12 protein-coding genes are annotated in these 17,972 nt (G+C 75.1%); 9 read left to right on the top strand and 3 right to left on the bottom strand.

Annotated features, from left to right (window positions below; all coding sequences use genetic code 11):
- Nucleotides 1-121 precede the first annotated feature (121 nt).
- Genes ACERUJ_RS04300 through ACERUJ_RS04270 form a run of 7 tightly spaced genes read left to right on the top strand, consistent with a single transcriptional unit; the run spans nucleotide 122 to nucleotide 12,007 of the window.
- Nucleotides 122-5,314, top strand: a complete 5,193-nt coding sequence (locus ACERUJ_RS04300) for an NAD-glutamate dehydrogenase (RefSeq protein WP_370247212.1) — start codon at nucleotides 122-124, stop codon at nucleotides 5,312-5,314.
- A 46-nt stretch (nucleotides 5,315-5,360) separates the two neighbouring features.
- Nucleotides 5,361-6,980, top strand: coding sequence for an FHA domain-containing protein (locus tag ACERUJ_RS04295; protein WP_370247211.1), 1,620 nt, complete (start codon nucleotides 5,361-5,363; stop codon nucleotides 6,978-6,980).
- Entirely contained in the window at nucleotides 6,977-7,918 is a 942-nt protein-coding gene (locus ACERUJ_RS04290; protein WP_370247210.1) for an SDR family NAD(P)-dependent oxidoreductase, read from the top strand. Before ACERUJ_RS04295 ends, ACERUJ_RS04290 begins: the two co-directional genes overlap by 4 nt.
- Before the next feature lie 25 nt (nucleotides 7,919-7,943).
- Entirely contained in the window at nucleotides 7,944-8,561 is a 618-nt protein-coding gene (locus tag ACERUJ_RS04285; RefSeq protein ID WP_370247209.1) for a DUF6801 domain-containing protein, read from the top strand.
- 46 nt (nucleotides 8,562-8,607) lie between these two features.
- The gene (locus ACERUJ_RS04280; RefSeq protein WP_370247208.1) at nucleotides 8,608-9,783 is read left to right on the top strand and encodes a cysteine desulfurase family protein; all 1,176 of its coding nucleotides are present in this window, start codon (nucleotides 8,608-8,610) and stop codon (nucleotides 9,781-9,783) included.
- A complete protein-coding gene (gene mnmA / locus ACERUJ_RS04275; RefSeq protein WP_370247207.1) occupies nucleotides 9,780-10,919 on the top strand; it encodes a tRNA 2-thiouridine(34) synthase MnmA in 1,140 nt (379 codons plus the stop codon). The genes ACERUJ_RS04280 and mnmA overlap by 4 nt, the downstream gene beginning before the upstream one ends.
- Nucleotides 10,916-12,007, top strand: a complete 1,092-nt coding sequence (locus tag ACERUJ_RS04270; protein WP_370247206.1) for a methionine synthase — start codon at nucleotides 10,916-10,918, stop codon at nucleotides 12,005-12,007. Before mnmA ends, ACERUJ_RS04270 begins: the two co-directional genes overlap by 4 nt.
- Nucleotides 12,008-12,067: 60 nt before the next feature.
- Here ACERUJ_RS04270 and ACERUJ_RS04265 read toward each other — a convergent pair whose 3' ends face one another.
- The 3 genes from ACERUJ_RS04265 to ACERUJ_RS04255 form a co-directional block, all read right to left on the bottom strand.
- The gene (locus tag ACERUJ_RS04265) at nucleotides 12,068-13,702 is read right to left on the bottom strand and encodes an MFS transporter (RefSeq protein WP_370247205.1); all 1,635 of its coding nucleotides are present in this window, start codon (nucleotides 13,700-13,702) and stop codon (nucleotides 12,068-12,070) included.
- A gap of 83 nt (nucleotides 13,703-13,785) precedes the next feature.
- Nucleotides 13,786-14,412 (bottom strand): TetR/AcrR family transcriptional regulator, encoded by a 627-nt coding sequence (locus ACERUJ_RS04260; RefSeq protein WP_370247204.1) that lies wholly within the window; start codon nucleotides 14,410-14,412, stop codon nucleotides 13,786-13,788.
- Between the two features lie 170 nt (nucleotides 14,413-14,582).
- Entirely contained in the window at nucleotides 14,583-15,257 is a 675-nt protein-coding gene (locus ACERUJ_RS04255; protein ID WP_370247203.1) for an alpha/beta hydrolase, read from the bottom strand.
- A 76-nt stretch (nucleotides 15,258-15,333) separates the two neighbouring features.
- On the opposite strand from ACERUJ_RS04255, the gene ligA reads away from it, so the two are divergent.
- Both ligA and ACERUJ_RS04245 read left to right on the top strand, forming a co-directional pair.
- Nucleotides 15,334-17,418, top strand: a complete 2,085-nt coding sequence (gene ligA, locus ACERUJ_RS04250; RefSeq protein WP_370247202.1) for an NAD-dependent DNA ligase LigA — start codon at nucleotides 15,334-15,336, stop codon at nucleotides 17,416-17,418.
- Between the two features lie 11 nt (nucleotides 17,419-17,429).
- On the top strand, nucleotides 17,430-17,954 hold the full coding sequence (locus ACERUJ_RS04245) for a MarR family winged helix-turn-helix transcriptional regulator (protein WP_370247201.1): 525 nt from the start codon (nucleotides 17,430-17,432) through the stop codon (nucleotides 17,952-17,954).
- The last annotated feature ends 18 nt before the right edge of the window (nucleotides 17,955-17,972 follow it).

Genomic DNA, 17,972 nt, shown 5'->3' with positions numbered 1-17,972 from the left:
CCGCGCGGGCGCCTCCGCATCCGCCCGCCGGGGCGGGCGGCGTGTCCTCCTCCGGCGATCCCCCGAGGGCATCGGTGCGTTCCGGTTGAGACCGTCGCCCGGCCGCCCTAGCGTGGCAGGTGTGTCAACGACGACGCACGCTTCCGACGCCCCCACACCCGATCGCTCGACCGAGCCCGACCCGCTCCGCCAGCCCGACCAGCCCGACCGGCCTGATCGCCCCGGCCCCCGCCCCGACGGCTGGAGCTCGGCCGAGGGTGCCCGCGAGGACCTGCTCCGCGCGGCCGTGGAGGTCGGCCGCGGTCGCCGCGGTTCGGGGGCCGTGCCGCCGGACCAGGTCGAGGAGCTGATCACCGGCTACTTCCGGCACGTCCCGGCCGACGACCTCGCCGGCCGCACCGACGTCGACCTCTACGGCACCCTGGCGCGCCACGTCGCCCTCGCGCGCCGACGTCCCGCCGGCACCGCGCTGGTGCGGGTCGAGACCCCCGACCCGGCCGAGCAGGGCTGGGGGGCGGCCGGCCACACGGTCGTGCAGGTCGTCGTCGACGACATGCCGTTCCTCGTCGACTCCCTCACGATGGAGCTGGGCCGCCAGTGGCGCGACGTGCACCTGGTGATCCACCCGCTGCTCGACGTCGTCCGCGACGCCGACGGCGTGCTGCAGCAGGTGCACGCCGTGCCCGACGAGTCGCGCGAGCCGGCGCCCGGGGCGGTCCGGGAGTCCTGGATGCACCTGGAGATCGACCGGGTCCCGGCCGGCGGACCCGAGGACCCGGGCGCCCCCGGGAGCGTCGAGTCGATCGCCGCGGACCTCGAACGCGTGCTGGACGACGTCCGCGCCGCCGTGACCGACTGGGACGCGATGCACGCCCGCGCCCGCGAGATCGCCGCCGACCTGCTCGCCGCGGCCCCGGGCACGACCACCGGCACGGCCCCCCTTCCAGGCACGATCCCGGGCACGATCCCGGTCGAGGAGGCGCGCCAGACCGCGGAGCTGCTCACCTGGCTGGCCGAGGGTCACTTCACCTTCCTCGGGGCCCGCGACTACACCCTCGAGCGGGTCGCTCCTGAGGGGGACCCGGGAGCCGAGGGAGCGGCCGCGGAAGACGTGCTGCGCCCGGTCGCGGGCTCGGGCCTGGGCATCCTGCGGGAGCGCGGTGCCGGTTCCCCGGGCGGCACCGGTACCGGCACGGGGCCGGTGTCGGCGTCCTTCGCGCGGCTGCCCGAGCCCGTGCGGGCGCGGGCCCGCGAGCCCCGGCTGCTCGTGCTGGCCAAGGCCAACTCGCGCGCGACCGTGCACCGGCCCGCCTACCTCGACCACGTCGGCATCAAGACCTTCGACGCCGCCGGGGAGGTCACCGGCGAGCGCCGGTTCCTGGGCCTGTTCTCCAGCGCCGCCTACACCGAGTCGCTCCTGCGCATCCCGGTGCTGCGCGAGAAGGTCGCCGCGGTGCTGCACCGCAGCGGCTTCGACCCCCAGGGCCACGCCGGCAAGGCGCTGCTCGACACCCTGGAGACGTATCCGCGCGACGACCTGTTCCACACGCCGGTGGAGGAGCTCGCCCCGCTGGCCGAGGCCGCCATGCAGGCCCGGGAGCGGCGCCGGCTGCGCGTCTTCGCGCGGGCCGACACCTACGGCCGCTACGTCTCGGTGCTGGTCTACCTCCCGCGCGACCGGTACAACACCGCGGTGCGCGAGCGGTTCAGCCGCATCCTCGCCGAGGCCCTGCAGGCGGAGTCGGTGGAGTTCAACGTCCGGATCGACGAGTCCACCACCGCCCGCGTGCACTTCGTGGTGCGGCTGCCGCGGGGGCGGGCGCTGCCGGAGGTCGACACCGCCGACCTGGAGCGGCGGTTGGCCGAGGCCTCCCGCAGCTGGCGCGACGACCTGCTCGCCGCCGTCGTGGCCGACCACGGCGAACAGGTGGGCTCGCGCCTCGCGCGCCGCTACCTCGACGCCTTCCCCGAGGCCTACAAGGAGGACTTCGGCCCGCGCACGGCTTCGGCCGACCTCGCCCGGCTGGAGGCGCTCGTGCAGTCCGGCGACGGGCCGGACGGGACCGGGGCCGACGGGACCGGGGCGGGCACCGGAGGCACGCCCGGTACGGACCGCTCCGGGCGCGTCGACCTCGCGCTGTACCAGGACGTCGACGCCGGGCCGGGGGAGGCGCGGCTGAAGATCTACCGGATCGGTCCGGCGCTGAGCCTGAGCACGATCCTGCCGGTGCTCTCCTCGCTCGGGGTCGAGGTGGTGGACGAGCGGCCCTACGAGCTGCTGCCGGCCGGCGACGCCGCCGACGGGTGCTGGATCTACGACTTCGGGCTGCGCTACCCGGGGGTGCTGCCCGCGCGGGCGCGCGACCTGTTCCAGGACACGGTGCGGGCGCTGCTCTCGGGGGCCGCGGAGGTCGACGGCTTCAACGCGGTGGTGCTGCGCGCGCAGGTGACCTGGCGCGAGGCCACGGTGCTGCGGGCCTACGCCCGCTACATGCGCCAGGGCGGCAGCCTGTTCTCCCAGGAGTCGATCATCGACGCGCTGGTGAGCAACGTCGACCTCACCCGGCTGCTCGTCCAGGCCTTCGCGCGCCGCTTCGACCCCGACCGCCCCGGCGACGCCGAGGCGCGGGCGCGGTCGGAGGCCGAGGTCGAGGAGCGCATCCGAGCCGCACTCGACGACGTCGTGAGCCTGGACCACGACCGCATCCTGCGGTCCTACCTCACCCACGTGCGGGCCACGCTGCGCACGAACTACTACCAGCGCGACGCCGCGGGCCGCCCGCACGACTACCTCTCGCTCAAGGTCGAGCCCTCCGCGATCCCCGAGCTGCCGGCGCCGCGGCCCCGCTTCGAGATCTTCGTCTACTCCCCGCGCGTCGAGGGCGTGCACCTGCGCTTCGGGTCCGTGGCGCGTGGCGGACTGCGCTGGAGCGACCGGCGCGACGACTTCCGCACCGAGGTGCTCGGGCTGGTGAAGGCCCAGATGGTGAAGAACAGCGTCATCGTGCCGGTCGGCGCCAAGGGCGGGTTCTACGCCAAGGACCTCCCCGACCCCACCGATCGCGACGCGTGGCTGGCCGAGGGCGTGGCCTGCTACCGCACCTTCATCCGCGGCCTGCTCGACGTCACCGACAACCTCCACGACGGCGTCACCGTGCCGCCTGAGCGCGTGGTGCGCCACGACGGCGACGACTCCTACCTCGTGGTGGCCGCCGACAAGGGCACGGCCACCTTCTCCGACATCGCCAACGACGTGGCCCGCGAGTACGGCTTCTGGCTCGGCGACGCCTTCGCCAGCGGCGGGTCGGTGGGCTACGACCACAAGGCGATGGGCATCACCGCCCGCGGCGCCTGGGTCTCGGTGCGCCGCCACTTCCGTGAGATGGGGATCGACTGCCAGCGCGAGGACGTCACGGTGGTCGGGGTCGGCGACATGAGCGGCGACGTGTTCGGCAACGGCATGCTGCTCTCCGAGCACCTGCGCCTCGTGGCGGCCTTCGACCACCGCCACGTGTTCCTCGACCCCGATCCCGACGCCGCCACCTCCTTCGCCGAGCGCCAGCGGCTCTTCGCGCTGCCGCGCTCGAGCTGGCAGGACTACGACCCGTCGCTGATCTCGGCCGGCGGCGGTGTCTGGCCGCGCTCGGCGAAGTCGATCCCGATCAGCCCGCAGGTGCGCGTCGCGCTCGGTCTGGAGGAGGACGTCCCCGACCGGCTCACCCCCACCGAGCTGATGCGGGCGATCCTGCTGGCGCCGGTGGACCTGCTGTGGAACGGCGGCATCGGCACCTACGTCAAGGCCTCGGGCGAGACCCACCTCGAGGTCGGCGACAAGTCCAACGACGGCCTGCGCGTCGACGGCGCCGACGTGCGGGCGCGCTGCATCGGCGAGGGCGGCAACCTCGGCGTCACCCAGCGGGGGCGCATCGAGTACGCCGCGGCGGGGGGTCGGATCAACACCGACTTCATCGACAACTCCGCCGGGGTCGACACCTCCGACCACGAGGTGAACCTCAAGATCCTGCTGGACCGCGTGGTGCTGGGCGGCGACCTCACGCTCAAGCAGCGCAACGCCCTGCTCGCCCGGATGACCGACGAGGTCGCCGACCTCGTGCTGCGCGACAACGAGGAGCAGAACCTGGCGCTGGCCAACGCCGTGCACAACGCCCCCGGCCTGCTGCACGTGCACGAGGCCTGGATGCGCGCGCTGGAGAAGCGGGGGGTGATCGACCGTGCGCTGGAGGCGCTGCCCACCAGCAAGGAGGTCGCCCGGCGCCAGGAGCAGGGGCTGGGGCTCACCCCGCCCGAGCTGGCGGTGCTGCTGTGCTGGACCAAGATCGTGCTGGCCGAGGAGCTGCTCGACTCCGACGTGCCGGAGGACCCCTACCTCGACATCGACCTGCAGGCCTACTTCCCCCGGCCGGTGCAGGAGGGCTTCGCCGAGCAGGTGCGCGCCCACCCGCTGCGCCGCGAGATCATCGTGACCCAGGTGGTCAACGACCTGGTCAACGGCGCCGGGCTCACCTACTGGCCGCGGCTGGCGGGGGAGACCGGGGCGAGTGCGGCCGAGCTGACCCGGGCCAACTTCGTGGCCCGCGAGATCTTCGGCTCCCTGGAGCTGCGCGAGCAGGTGCGGGCGCTGGACAACCGGATCGACGCCGGGGTGCAGACCCGGATGCGCCTGGAGATGCGCACCCTGGTGGAGCGCGGCTCGCGCTGGCTGCTCACCACCCGGCGTCCCCCGCTGGACTCCGCGGCCCTGGTGGCGCGGTTCCGCGAGCCGGTCCTGGCGGCGATGGCGCAGCTGCCGACGCTCCTGGTCGGCACCGAGGCCGCGGACTGGGAGGAGCGGCGCGCGGCGCTGGTCGCCGACGGGGTGCCCGAGGACCTGGCATCCCGGGTGGCCGGTCTCCCGCCGGCCTACGCGCTGCTCAACGTCGTCGACGTGGCCCTGCGCGAGGAGCGGGAGGTCGAGGAGGTCGCCGCCGTGCACTTCGCGCTCGGTGACCGTCTCGGGCTGCCGATGCTCGCCGGTCGCATCCTGGCGCTGCCGCGCGCCGACCGCTGGCAGACCATGGCGCGCGCCACGCTGCGCGACGACCTGCACAGCGTGCACGCCGCGCTCACCAGCCAGGTCCTCGCCGCCACCGACGCCGCGCTGCCCGCGGGCGAGCGGGTGGCCGCCTGGGAGCTGCAGCAGGGCGAGGCCCTCGAGCGCGCCACCGGCACGCTGGGCGACATCTGCTCCGACGAGGTCACCGACCTGGCCCGGATGGAGGTGGGCCTGCGGGTGGTGCGCAGCCTGCTCGCCTGAACCGGGCCGCGGGGCGACGGGTGGGACACGGCCTAGGATGCCGGGCATGGTCCCCCTGTCGGTCACCGTCGACGGCCGCACGCTGGAGTTCGACGGCACGCGACCCCTGCGGGTCGGGCGCTCGATCGACGCCGACGTGCTGCTCACCGCCGGCTCGGTCTCGCGGCTGCACGCGGAGCTGCGCCCCACGCCCGCGGGCTGGGTGGTCGTCGACGCCGGCAGCCAGTACGGCACCTTCGTGGCCGGCGTGCGGATCAGCGAGCACCTCGTGGCCGGCCCCACCACCGTGCAGTGCGGCCCCGAGGTCGCCGGCTCCACCGTGACCCTCACCCCGCGCCCCGCCGTGCCCACGCCGGAGCAGACCTCGCTGCCACCCGAGGGCGCCCCCGGGCTGCCTGGGATGCCGCCCCCGCCCCCGGCGCCGCTGGACCAGACCCAGATCCTGGCGGTGGCCGGACCGCCGGGCCACACCGGCGCCCCGATGCCGCGCAGCGGACCCGACCTGCTCGTGATCGCGGGCGGCCGCGAGTACCGCTACCGCCACCCCGCCACCCTGCGGATCGGCCGGGCGCCGGAGAACGACATCGTCATCGAGGACCCGGTGTGCTCGCGCCAGCACGGCCAGATCACCGCGATGCCCGGCGCCTGGGTGTACACCAACGGCTCGGCGGAGGGCAGCTTCGACGACGGCCGCCGCGTCGCCTCCACCCGGTTCGACGAGCGGCTCGACCTGCGGCTGGGCCACCCCGTGGCGGGCCCGGCCGTCAGCCTGGTGCCGATCCTCTCGGCCGCGGAGGAAGAGCGCCGCTTCGCGCGGCGTCGCCGGCGCCGCGCGCGCGCCGCCACCGGCGGCGTGCTCGGGGTGCTCGTGCTCGTGGTGGGCATCGTGGTGGTCGCCACCCGCGTCGGCGGCGACGAGCCGGCACCGCCCGCGGCCGACGACTCCCTGGCGGTGCTGACCCGCGACGAGCTCGACCGCGCGAAGGCCGCCACGGTGCTGCTGCTCGCCGAGACCGAGGACTCCTTCGGCGGCACGGTGCAGTACAGCGGGTCGGGCTCGATGATCACCCCGCACGGGCTGATCCTCACCAACGCCCACGTCGCCGCGCCGTCCTCGCCCGGCCTGGCCGAGTACTACTCCGAGGACGAGCAGATCGCCGACCCCGACTACCTGCTGGTGGCCCTCACCGGCTCCGACGACGCCCCGGCCGAGCCGGAGTACCGGGCCCGCCCGGTGGCCGCCGACGGCGTCACCGACGTCGCGGTGATGCAGATCTACGCCACCGCCGACGGCACGGAGATCGAGCCCGACGACCTCGACCTGCCGACGATGCCGCTGGGCGACTCCGACGAGATGTCGAGCGGGGAGGACATCACGATCCTGGGCTTCCCCGGCATCTCGGAGTCCGCGCGGATCACCGTCACCACCGGCGTGGTCTCGACCTTCATCGACCGCCCCGACCTCGGCGAGCGCTCCGAGATCGACACCGACGCGCGCATCGCCCCCGGCAACTCCGGCGGCGCGGCGATCAACAACGACGCCGAGATCATCGGCATCCCCTCGGCCTACTTCAGCTCCGGCGACTCCCCGATCGTCAGCGGCCGGGTGCGCCCGATCAACTTCGTGCGCGACTTCATCGACGCCGCCGAGGAGAGCGCCCGATGACCCTCCCCGTCCGGTCGCTGCCCGACCCGCTCGGGCTCGCCACCGCCGCGCAGGCGCTGCTGATCACCCCCACCGCGCTCGCGCGTCGGGTCGTGCGCGGGGCCACCGGCGCCCCGAGCCCGCTGCGGGGACGCACCGTGCTGGTCACCGGCGCCTCCTCCGGCATCGGGGAGGCCACGGCGGAGGCGGTCGCGGCCCGCGGGGCGCGCGTCGTCGTCGTGGCGCGCCGCGCCGCGGCCCTGGCCGCCGTGGCGGGCCGCATCGAGGCCGCCGGTGGCGAGGTCGTGGTGCACCCGGCCGACCTCACCGACCCCGACGCCGTCGACGCGCTCGTGGCGGGGATGGAGGCGCTCGGGGGCGTGGACTACCTCGTCAACAACGCCGGCCGCTCGATCCGCCGCTCCCTGGTGCTCAGCGAGGACCGCTTCCACGACGTCGAGCGCACGATGGCCATCAACTACCTCGCCCCCGTGCGGCTCACCCTCGGGCTGCTGCCGGGCATGCGCGAGCGCGGCTTCGGTCACGTCGTCAACATCGTGACCTGGGGCGTCACGCTCAAGGCGCCGAAGTTCTCGGCCTACATCGCCTCCAAGGCCGCCCTCGACACCTGGGCGCGCATCGCGGCCCGGGAGAGCTACGCCGACGGCGTCACGTTCACCAACATGCGCTTCGGCCTGGTGCGCACCCCGATGGTCGCCCCCACCGAGGAGTACGACGGGCGTCCGGCGATGACCTCGGCCCAGGCCGCCCGGCGGGTGGTGCGGGCGCTGGAGGACCGCCCCGTCACGTGGAGCGTGCCGCTGGGTGTCGTGGGCGAGATCGCGGGCCTCGTGGCACCGCGCACGATGGACGTCGTGATGCACCAGCTGCACCGCTGGACCCCCGACTCCGCCGCCGCCCGCGGCGAGGGCCGCGTGCCGGTTCCCGCGCGAGGGTGAGGCGCGCCGACGTAGGCTCTGGCCCGTGATCCGATCCCGCCTGCTCCGCTCCGCGTCCCTGCTTGCCGTCGCCGCCCTGGCCTGCGCCGGTGCCGTCTCGGCACCCGCGGGCCCCGCCTCCGCCGCCCGCGCCGCGACGGCCGAGCGTGCCGTCACGACCGCCTACACCTGCACCACGACGGCCGGCGGGCGCACGACCACCTACACCGGTCGGATCACCCTCGACGTCGCCCTGCCCCGTTCGGTCGGCACGGGCGACCGCGTGGCGGCCCGTCGGGTGTCGGGCTCGGTCGTGGTGCCCGACGAGGTCGCCGACATGCTGCGCCAGTTCGGCGTCGACGCCGTCTCGGCCGACATCACCTCCTCCGCGGCCCGTTTCGGTCCGGCGAACATCCCGGTGCGGGCCTTCTCGGTGCCGCGGACGCGGATCCCCGCCGACGGTCCGTTCACGCTGCGCGCGGCCACGCGCACCCGGGCCTTCACCGCGCCGGCCCAGCCCGGTCGCTACCGGGTGCTCGTGCCCACCCGGGTGACGCCGGCCATCACCGCCTTCAGCGGCTCCAGTTCCTTCGGCCCGATCGTGTCGCAGTGCCGCCCTGCCCGGGCGGGCACGTCGCTCGGCACGGTGCGCGTCACCCGCTGATCACCCCGACCGGGCGCGCCGCCCGGGTGCGTAGGCTGGGCGGGTCATGACCGAGTCCGTGCACTACCTCGACCACGCCGCGACCACCCCGATGGTCCCGGCGGCGGTGGAGGCGATGGTCGCCGAGCTCACCCGGGTGGGCAACGCCTCGTCGCTGCACGCGCCCGGGCGTCGTGCCCGCCGCGTGGTCGAGGAGTCCCGTGAGGTCCTCGCCGACGCGTTGGGCTGTCGTCCCAGCGAGATCGTGCTCACCTCCGGCGGCACCGAGGCCGACAACCTCGCGGTGAAGGGGGTGGCCTGGGCCCGCCGCGACGCCGACCCCGCCCGCCGCCGGGTGCTGGCCACGGCCGTCGAGCACCACGCCGTGCTCGACCCCGTGCACTGGCTGGGCCGCCACGACGCCGAGGTGGAGCTGCTGCCGGTCGACGCCCACGGCCGGCTCGACCTCGCCGCCCTCGAGGAGAGCCTCGCGCGCGATCCCGGCTCGGTCGCCCTGGTCACCTGCATGTGGGCCAACAACGAGGTCGGCACGCTGCAGCCGATCGCCGACGTCGTCGCGCTGGCCCGCCGCCACGGCGTGCCGGTGCACACCGACGCGGTGCAAGCCCTGGGCCAGGTGCCGGTGAGACTGCACGACAGCGGCGTCGACGCCCTCACGATCACCGCGCACAAGGTGGGGGGACCGCTCGGGGTGGGGGCGCTGGTGGCCCGTCGCGAGCTGGCGATCACCCCGCTGCTCCACGGCGGTGGGCAGGAGCGCGACGTGCGCAGCGGCACCCTCGACGTGCCCGCCGTGGCCGGTTTCGCGGCCGCCGTGGCGCACGCCGTCGCCGAGCGGGAGGCCCACGCGGCGCGGGTGCGGGTGCTGCGCGACGCGCTGGTGGCCGGCGTCCTGGAACGCGTGCCCGACGCGCACCTGCACGGCGCCCCGCTGGACGGCGAACGACTGCCCGGCAACGCCCACCTCGGCTTCCCCGGGTGCGAGGGCGACTCCCTGCTCATGCTGCTCGACGCCCGCGGCATCGCCTGCTCCACCGGCTCGGCCTGCTCGGCCGGGGTCGCCCAGCCCTCCCACGTGCTCCTCGCGATGGGCTGCAGCCCCGAGGCGGCGCGGCACTCGCTGCGCTTCTCCTTCGGCCACACCTCCACCGAGGCCGACGTCGCCGCGGTGCTCGACGCCATCGGCCCGGTCGTGGAGCGCGCCCGGGCCGCGCGCCGATGAGCGCGGGGACCTCCGCCGCGCCGCTCCGCGTCGTGGCGGCGATGTCGGGCGGCGTGGACTCCGCGGTGGCCGCGGCGCGGATGGTGGCCGCCGGACACGACGTCACCGGCATCCACCTCGCGCTCTCGCGCAACCCGGCGTCCTACCGCACCGGCGCCCGCGGGTGCTGCACCATCGAGGACAGCAACGACGCCCGCCGCGCCGCCGACGTGCTCGGCATCCCGTTCTACGTCTGGGACCTCTCGGAGGAGTTCCACGACGAGGTGGTGGTCGACTTCGTCGAGGAGTACGCCGCCGGCCGCACCCCCAACCCGTGCCTGCGCTGCAACGAGCGGATCAAGTTCGCCGCGGTGCTCGACCGCTCCCTCGCGCTGGGCTTCGACGCCGTCGCCACCGGCCACTACGCCCGCCTGGTGCCGCGGGGGGCGGGGGTGGAGCTGCACCGGGCGGTCGATCCGGCCAAGGACCAGTCCTACGTGCTCGGGGTCCTCGACCAGCACCAGCTGCGCCACTCCCACTTCCCGCTGGGCGACTCCACCAAGACGCAGGTGCGCGCCGAGGCCGCCGCGCTCGGTCTGCGGGTGGCGGCCAAGCCCGACAGCCACGACATCTGCTTCGTCGCCTCCGGGGACCATGCGGCGTTCCTGCGCAGCAGCGTGGGGGAGCGGGAGGTGCCCGGGCTCGCCCCCGGCGACATCGTCGACGACGCCACCGGCGAGGTCGTGGGCCGCCATGACGGCACCCTCGGCCTGACGATCGGTCAGCGCAAGGGCCTGCGGCTCGGGCGCCCCGCGCCCGACGGTCGCCCGCGCTACGTGCTCGACATCGAGCCGGTGCAGGGCACCGTCCGCGTCGGCCCGCGCGAACGGCTCGCCGTGCACGGCCTCACCGGTCGGCGGCCGCGCTGGTGCGACGACGTCCCGGCACCCGGGACGCGGTTCGAGGGCTCCGACGTCGCGGTGCAGCTGCGGGCCCACGGGGCTCCGTTGCCCGCCCGCGCGCAGGTGTCCCACGACGGCGACACCCTCGAGGTCACCCTCCTCGAGTCCGCCCACGGCGTGGCCCCCGGCCAGGCGGCGGTGCTCTACACCGGTTCCCGGGTGGTCGGCTCCGCCACGATCGCGAGCACGCGATGACCGCCGAGCAGGCCCCTGAGCAGGCCCCTGAGCAGGCCCCTGGGCAGGCCGCTGGGCAGGGCGTGCGGGCCACCGGCATCGGGTCCTGGCCGGGGGAGGACGAGCGCGAGGCGATCCGGGTCGTGCTCGGCGAGCGGGCCGAGCAGGACGACCCGGCCGCCCCGACCCGGCTGCCGCACCTCCCCGAGCTGCCCGCGCGCGGGGTGACCGCCGCGATGACCGGTCGTGCGCTGGCGCTGGTGGCCGAGCTCGGCGTCGACCTCCAGCCCGCCGGCTGGCGGCTCACCGGTGGGGGCTCGGGCGTGGACCACCGGCGTGCGCGCAGCCTGCTCGCCCAGGACCTCGACGCGCTGGAGGAGCTCGCCGCCGACTACCGCGGCCCGCTGAAGGTGCAGGTGGCGGGGCCGTGGACCCTGGCCGCCACCACCGAGAAGCCGCGCGGCGACCGCGTGCTCGCCGACCACGGCGCCCGCCGCGACCTCGCCGACGCCCTCGCCGCCGGGGTGGCCGACCACCTCGCCGGACTGCGACGCCGGCTGCCCGGCGTCAGCGACTGGACGCTGCAGGTGGACGAGCCGGTGCTGGCCGCGGTGGTCGCCGGCCGTGTGCCCACCGCCAGCGGCTACGGCCGCCACCGGTCGGTCGACCTGCCCGAGGCCCGCGAGCTGCTCGGCCGGGTGCTCGCGCCGGCGCGCGAGGCCGGCGCGGCGGCCTGGGTGCATTCCTGCGCCGCCGACACCCCGTGGCGGCTGGTGCGCGAGGCCGGCGCCGACGGCCTGCTCGTCGACGCCGCGCAGCTGGGCCCCGCCGACCACGACGTCCTGGCCGAGGCGCTGGAGGCCGGCACCGTCGTCGGGCTCGGCGTCGTGCCGAGCACCGACCCGCTCCCGGGGACGGCGCCCGACGAGCGCGCGCTGGTCGAGCGGGTGCTGCGCTGGCTGGACCTGGTAGGGCTGGACCCCGCCGAGGTGGGCCGGCACCTCGTCGTCAGCCCCTCCTGCGGGCTCGCGGGTGCGACACCGGCGTGGGCGCGTCGGGCGCTCGCCCTGAGCGCGGCGACGGCCCGCCACCTCCGATCGGGAGGATGACGGGCCGTCGCGGATGCCCGCGGGTGTCGGGCGGATCGGGTGGAATCAGCTCCCGGGGACTCAGCCCAGGTGGGCGGGCGCGCCCTCGGCGCCGTCGGAGGCCAGCTCCTCGGGGCGCACGCGCAGCTGGGTCCAGATGATCGCCGAGGCCACCAGCATCAGCCCGGAGGCCACGAGCAGGGCATGGGTGGCGCCGGTGGTGTAGGTGCTCTGGAACAGCGACTGGCCGAACAGGGCCTGGTCGCCGCCGGTGGCCCGGGCCAGCTCGCCGGCCACCTCGTCGCCCCGGTTGTTGGCGAAGTGCAGCGACACGGTGCCGAGGACCGCCAGGCCCAGGGCGCCGCCGACCTGCTGCATCGTGTTGAGCACGCCCGAGCCGATGCCGGAGTCCTGCGCCGCGACGCCGTGCACCGCGGTGAGGGTGAGCGGCACGAACACCATGCCCATCCCGATCGCCATCAGGACGATGAACGGGAAGATGTGGGTGAAGTAGTTCACGTCGGCGCCCACGGCCTGGCCCGACCGCAGCGCGGCGACCACCGCGGAGGGCGAGTCGTCGACGTCGAGCCGGGAGAAGGCGAACAGCCCGATCGCGGCGAACAGCGTGCCGGTGCCGGAGATGACGCGCGGGGCGATCCGGTTGACCAGGTTCGAGGCCAGCCCGGCACCGATCACGATGCCGAAGGAGAAGGGCAGGAACGCGAAGCCGGCCTTGAGCGAGGAGAAGCCCATGATCTGCTGGATGAACAGGCTGAGGAAGTAGAAGTTGGCGAACATCGCGGCGGGGGCGAACATCATCGCCGCGAAGCTGGCCGCCCGGGTGCGGTCGCGGAAGATCCGGGTGGGCAGCAGCGGGTGCGCCACGCGCGACTCCACGAGCACGAACGTCGTCAGCAGGGCGACGCCGGCGGCCAGGCTGGCGATCGTCCAGGTGTCGCCCCAGCCGTGGGCCTCCTCGCCGGCGCGGGTGATGCCGTAGACCAGGGCCAGCAGGCCCAGGGTGCCGGTGATGGCGCCGGGCACGTCCAGGCCGCCCTCGGTGCGCTCGGACTCCACGAGGAAGCGGGGCGCCAGCGCGGCCGCGACGAGACCGATCGGCACGTTGATGAGGAAGGTCAGCCGCCAGCCCTCGACGTCGAGCCCGGCGAGGCCGTCGAGGCCGGTGAGCCATCCGCCGAGGATCAGGCCGACGGCCGCACCGGCCCCGGACATGGCGGCGTAGACCGCGAAGGCCCGGTTGCGGGCGGGACCGGCCGGGAAGGTCGTGGTGATCAGCGCCAGCGCCGCGGGGCCCGCGAGCGCGGCGCCCAGGCCCTGCAGGGCGCGGGAGGAGAGCAGCATGGCCTCGCTCTGCGCGACGCCGCCGATCGCCGAGGCGACGGCGAAGACCAGCAGGCCGGTCATGAACACCCGGCGGCGGCCGAGCAGGTCGCCCAGGCGGCCGCCGAGCAGCAGCAGGCCGCCGAAGGCGAGGGCGTAGCCGGTCACGATCCAGGTCAGGTTGGCCTGGTCGATGTCGAGGTCGCGGCCGATGTAGGGCAGGGCGATGTTGGTGATCGTGCCGTCGAGCACGACCATCAGCTGGGCGATCGAGATGACGATGAGCGCCCAGGTCAGGTTCGGGGTCTTCCCGCTCTGTGCGGCCGCGCGGTCGGGGCCGCCGGCGTCGGTGGCGGTGTCGGTGAGGTCGGTCATGGTGAACCTTCGTGATCGTCGGCGGGTGTGCCGTGGATGGAGACAGGCGTGCGTGACGCCGGGGACCCGAGGTCGTGGGTGGGTCAGCGGGGATCGGTGGAGCCGGTGGAGCCGGTGGCTCCGGCCGGGCAGGCGAGCGGGAGCACCACCTCGTCGACGACGCGCGCGATGAACTCCTCGTCCACCGGCAGGCCGACCATGAGGTGGCGGTGGATCGCGACGCTGGGCAGCAGCGGCGCGATGAGGTCGGTGTCGAGGTCGGCCCGCACCTCGCCGCGCTCCTGGGCGCGCCGGAAGACGGCCGTCGCGAGGGCGAGCTTGGGCTCGAGGAAGCGGGCGCGGAACTCGGTGGCGAACTCCTCGTCGCGGGTGACCGCGGTGAGGACGGCGGCGAGCATGGCGGTCTGGGAGCCGTCGGTCATGCCGTGCGGCCCGCAGAACATCGCCACCAGGTCGCCGCGCAGGCTGCCGGTGTCGGGGGTCTGCAGGGGGCCGCGGCGGCTGACGAGCGCCTCGGAGACCAGGGCGGCCTTGGAGTTCCACCGGCGGTACAGGGTGGCCTTGGAGGCCCGGGCCGCGGTGGCGACGGCGTCCATCGTGAGCCGGTCGTAGCCGACCTCGACGAGCACCGCGAGGGCGGCGTCGAGGATCTGCTGTTCGCGGTCGCCCTCGATGCGGGGGCGGACCTGGTCGACCGGCGGGGGTGTCATGGGCGGGCTCTCGGGATCGGGGACGGGTGTCCGGGGTGGTACGACGGAACGACATCGTTCCATCCCGCAGAACGGTACGGAACAGTTTCGTTCTATGTCAACACCCGGACGGATCCCGCCGGATCCGGGAGCAGCGGCCCCCGGTACGTGGTTCGTGGAGCCGGGGCGGCTCAGTCGCCGTGGTGCTCCCCGGCGCCGTGCCCGGGCACGGTGATCGCGCCCGCGTCGGCGAGGAAGCGCAGCGGCCGGCTGGTCGCGAACTCGTTCCACACCGGCACCCGGCGCAGCATGTAGTGCCCCACTCGCCCGGGATCCAGGAACTCCACCTCGGTGGCCAGTGGCCGGGCGCGCTCGAGGAAGTCGCGGGTCATGCGCGCGGAGGTGATCTTGTCGGTGCGCCCGTGCGCGGCGGCCACCCGGCGTCCGGTCAGCGCCCGCACCGGGTCGTCGGGCTGCCACCACGGCGCGAGGCCCACCACGCCGACGACGTGCTCGTCGTCGGCGACGTAGGCCGAGGTGCGCGCGCCCATCGAGTGGCCGAGCAGGACCACCGGCAGCGGGCCGAGCTCGCGGCGCACCTGCTCCAGCGCCCAGCGGGCGTCGCGGGTGGGGGCGCCGCCGTTCCAGCCGCGCTGGGTGTAGCGCAGCAGCCAGGTCGACACGCCCGCGGCGTGCGCGGCGGGGGTCACCGCGCGCTGCACCGCCGCCATCCGCCGCCAGGAGGCGCTGCGGGCGTCCACCGGCGTGGTGCTGCTGGGCTTGCCGCCGTGCAGCAGGAGCACGACCGCGCGGGGGTCGGCGACGTCGAGGCGGGTGAGGGAGGGTCCGGGCGCAGTCGCGGGCATGTTGCAAGATTCGCAGCCGAGGCCCCCGGCGGATGCCTCCGAAGGGAGTGTCGGTGCTCACCGCCACAATGGGCCCATGACCGGCTCACCCGACCCCCGCGAGGAGCACCGTCTGCTCGCCGAGGAGGTCCAGGACGCCCGCTACCGCTACTTCGTGCTCGACGAGCCGACGCTCTCCGACGCCGACTACGACGCCCGGCTGCGCCGGCTCACCGAGCTCGAGGAGGCGCACCCCGAGCTGCGCACCCCCGACTCGCCCACCCAGCAGGTGGGCGGTGCGGTGTCCACCGAGTTCACCCCGGTCCAGCACCGCCAGCGCATGGAGAGCCTCGACAACGCCTTCTCCGCCGAGGAGCTGGCGGCCTGGCACGCGCGGCTGTTCCGCGACGGCGTGCCCGAGGGCACCACGCCGGCGCTGCTGTGCGAGCTGAAGGTCGACGGTCTGGCCATCAACCTGCTCTACGAGCACGGGCGCCTGGTGCGCGCCCTCACCCGCGGCGACGGCACCACCGGTGAGGACGTCACCCCCAACGTCAAGACGATCGCCGCCATCCCGCACCGGCTGGTCGCCGACGCCGGGGTGCCGGTGCCCGCGGTGGTGGAGGTGCGCGGCGAGGTCTTCATGAGCCACGAGGCCTTCGAGGCGCTCAACCGGGCCCGGGGGGAGGCCGGGGAGTCGCTGTTCGCCAACCCCCGCAACGCCGCCGCCGGCAGCCTGCGGCAGAAGGACCCGCGGGTCACCGCCGGCCGCGCGCTCGGCATGGTCTGCCACGGCATCGGGTTCCGCGAGGGCTTCGAGCCGGCCGCGCAGTCGCAGGCCTACGAGGCGCTGCGGGCGTGGGGGCTGCCGACGTCCACCCGGGCGCGGGTGTGCGGGTCGCTGGCCGAGGTCGAGGAGTTCATCTCCTACTACGGCGAGCACCGCCACGACGTCGAGCACGAGATCGACGGCGTCGTGGTCAAGGTCGACGACGTCGCGCTGCAGCGCCGGCTCGGCTCCACCAGCCGCGCGCCGCGCTGGGCGATCGCGTTCAAGTACCCGCCCGAGGAGGTCAACACGCTGCTGGTGGCCATCGAGGTCAACACCGGCCGCACCGGGCGCGTCACCCCCTTCGGTCGGATGGTGCCCACCAAGGTCGCCGGCTCCACCGTCGAGATGGCCACCCTGCACAACGCCCACGAGGTGGCCCGCAAGGACGTGCGCCCCGGCGACACCGTCGTGCTGCGCAAGGCCGGCGACGTGATCCCCGAGATCGTCGGCCCGGTGCTCGCGCTGCGCCCCGAGGGCCTGCCGGCCTGGGAGATGCCCACCGCCTGCCCCAGCTGCGGCACCGGGCTGGTGCAGCAGAAGGAGGGCGACAAGGACCTGCGCTGCCCCAACCACCGCGAGTGCCCGGCGCAGGTGCGCGAGCGGGTCTTCCACGTCGCCGGCCGCGGCGCCTTCGACATCGAGGGCCTGGGGTACGAGGCCGCCGTCGCGCTCCTCGACTCCGGGGCGATCACCGACGAGGGCGACCTGTTCGACCTCGACGAGGCCGCGCTGCTGCGCACCCCGCTGTTCACCCGGGCCCCCAAGAAGGGGGAGGAGGGGCCGCAGCTCACCGCCAACGGCGTGAAGCTGCTGGCCAACCTCGCCGAGCGGCGGGCCGCACCGCTGTGGCGGGTGCTCGTCGCGCTCTCGATCCGCCACGTCGGCCCCACCGCCGCCCGCGCCCTGGCCACCGAGTTCGGCTCGATGGCCGCCGTGCGCGAGGCCACCCACGAGGCGCTCGCCGCCGCCGACGGGGTGGGCCCCACCATCGCCGACGCCGTCATCGAGTGGTTCGCCGTCGACTGGCACGCCGCGATCGTCGACCGCTGGGAGGCGGCCGGGGTGGCGATGGCCGACGAGCGCGACGAGAGCATCGCCCGCACGCTGGAGGGCCTCACCGTCGTCGTCACCGGGTCCCTGGTCGACTTCAGCCGCGACTCCGCCAAGGAGGCCATCCTGGCCCGCGGCGGCAAGGCGGCCGGCTCGGTGTCGAAGAAGACCGACTTCGTGGTCGTGGGCGAGAACGCCGGCTCCAAGGCCGACAAGGCCGAGCAGCTCGGCGTCCCCGTGCTCGACGAGGCCGGGTTCGTGGCGCTGTTGGAGCACGGGCCGGAGGCCGTGATGCCCTAGGGTGGGCGCCGATGACCATGCCGCTCAACGGACCGGCCGCCCCCGGCCGCGACCCGATCGCCGAGGCGCGCCGCCAGTGGCTCGCCCACGGCTGGCACGACGCCGCGGACGGCATGGCGGCGGTCACCTCGGTGATGCGGGCCCAGCAGCTGCTGCTCACCCAGATCGACGCCCTGCTGCGGCCCTTCGGTCTCACCTTCGCCCGCTTCGAGCTGCTGCGGCTGCTGAGCTTCGCCCACGGCCGGCGGATGACGATGCGCAAGGCCGGCCAGCGGCTGCAGGTGCACCCGACGTCGCTCACCAGCCTCGCGGCCCGGCTCGCCTCCGACGGCCACATCACCCGCGAGGCCAACCCCGACGACGGCCGCTCGGCGATCCTGGTGCTCACCGACACCGGCGCCCGCCTGGTCGAGGACGCCACCGCCGTCCTCAACGACGACGTGTTCTGCGGCCTGGGCCTGGCGCCGCAGGACATCGCGGTGCTCGTCGACGTCCTGGGGCGCTTCCGCGCCACCCGCGGCGACTTCGCCCCCTGAGCCGATCGGCCCGGGGCC

It is taken from the genome of Nocardioides sp., assembly GCF_964228225.1.
In the GTDB taxonomy this organism is placed as follows: domain Bacteria; phylum Actinomycetota; class Actinomycetes; order Propionibacteriales; family Nocardioidaceae; genus Nocardioides.
The sequence above is the reverse complement of the archived record's forward strand: the minus strand, read 5'-3'. Positions and strand labels throughout refer to the sequence as shown.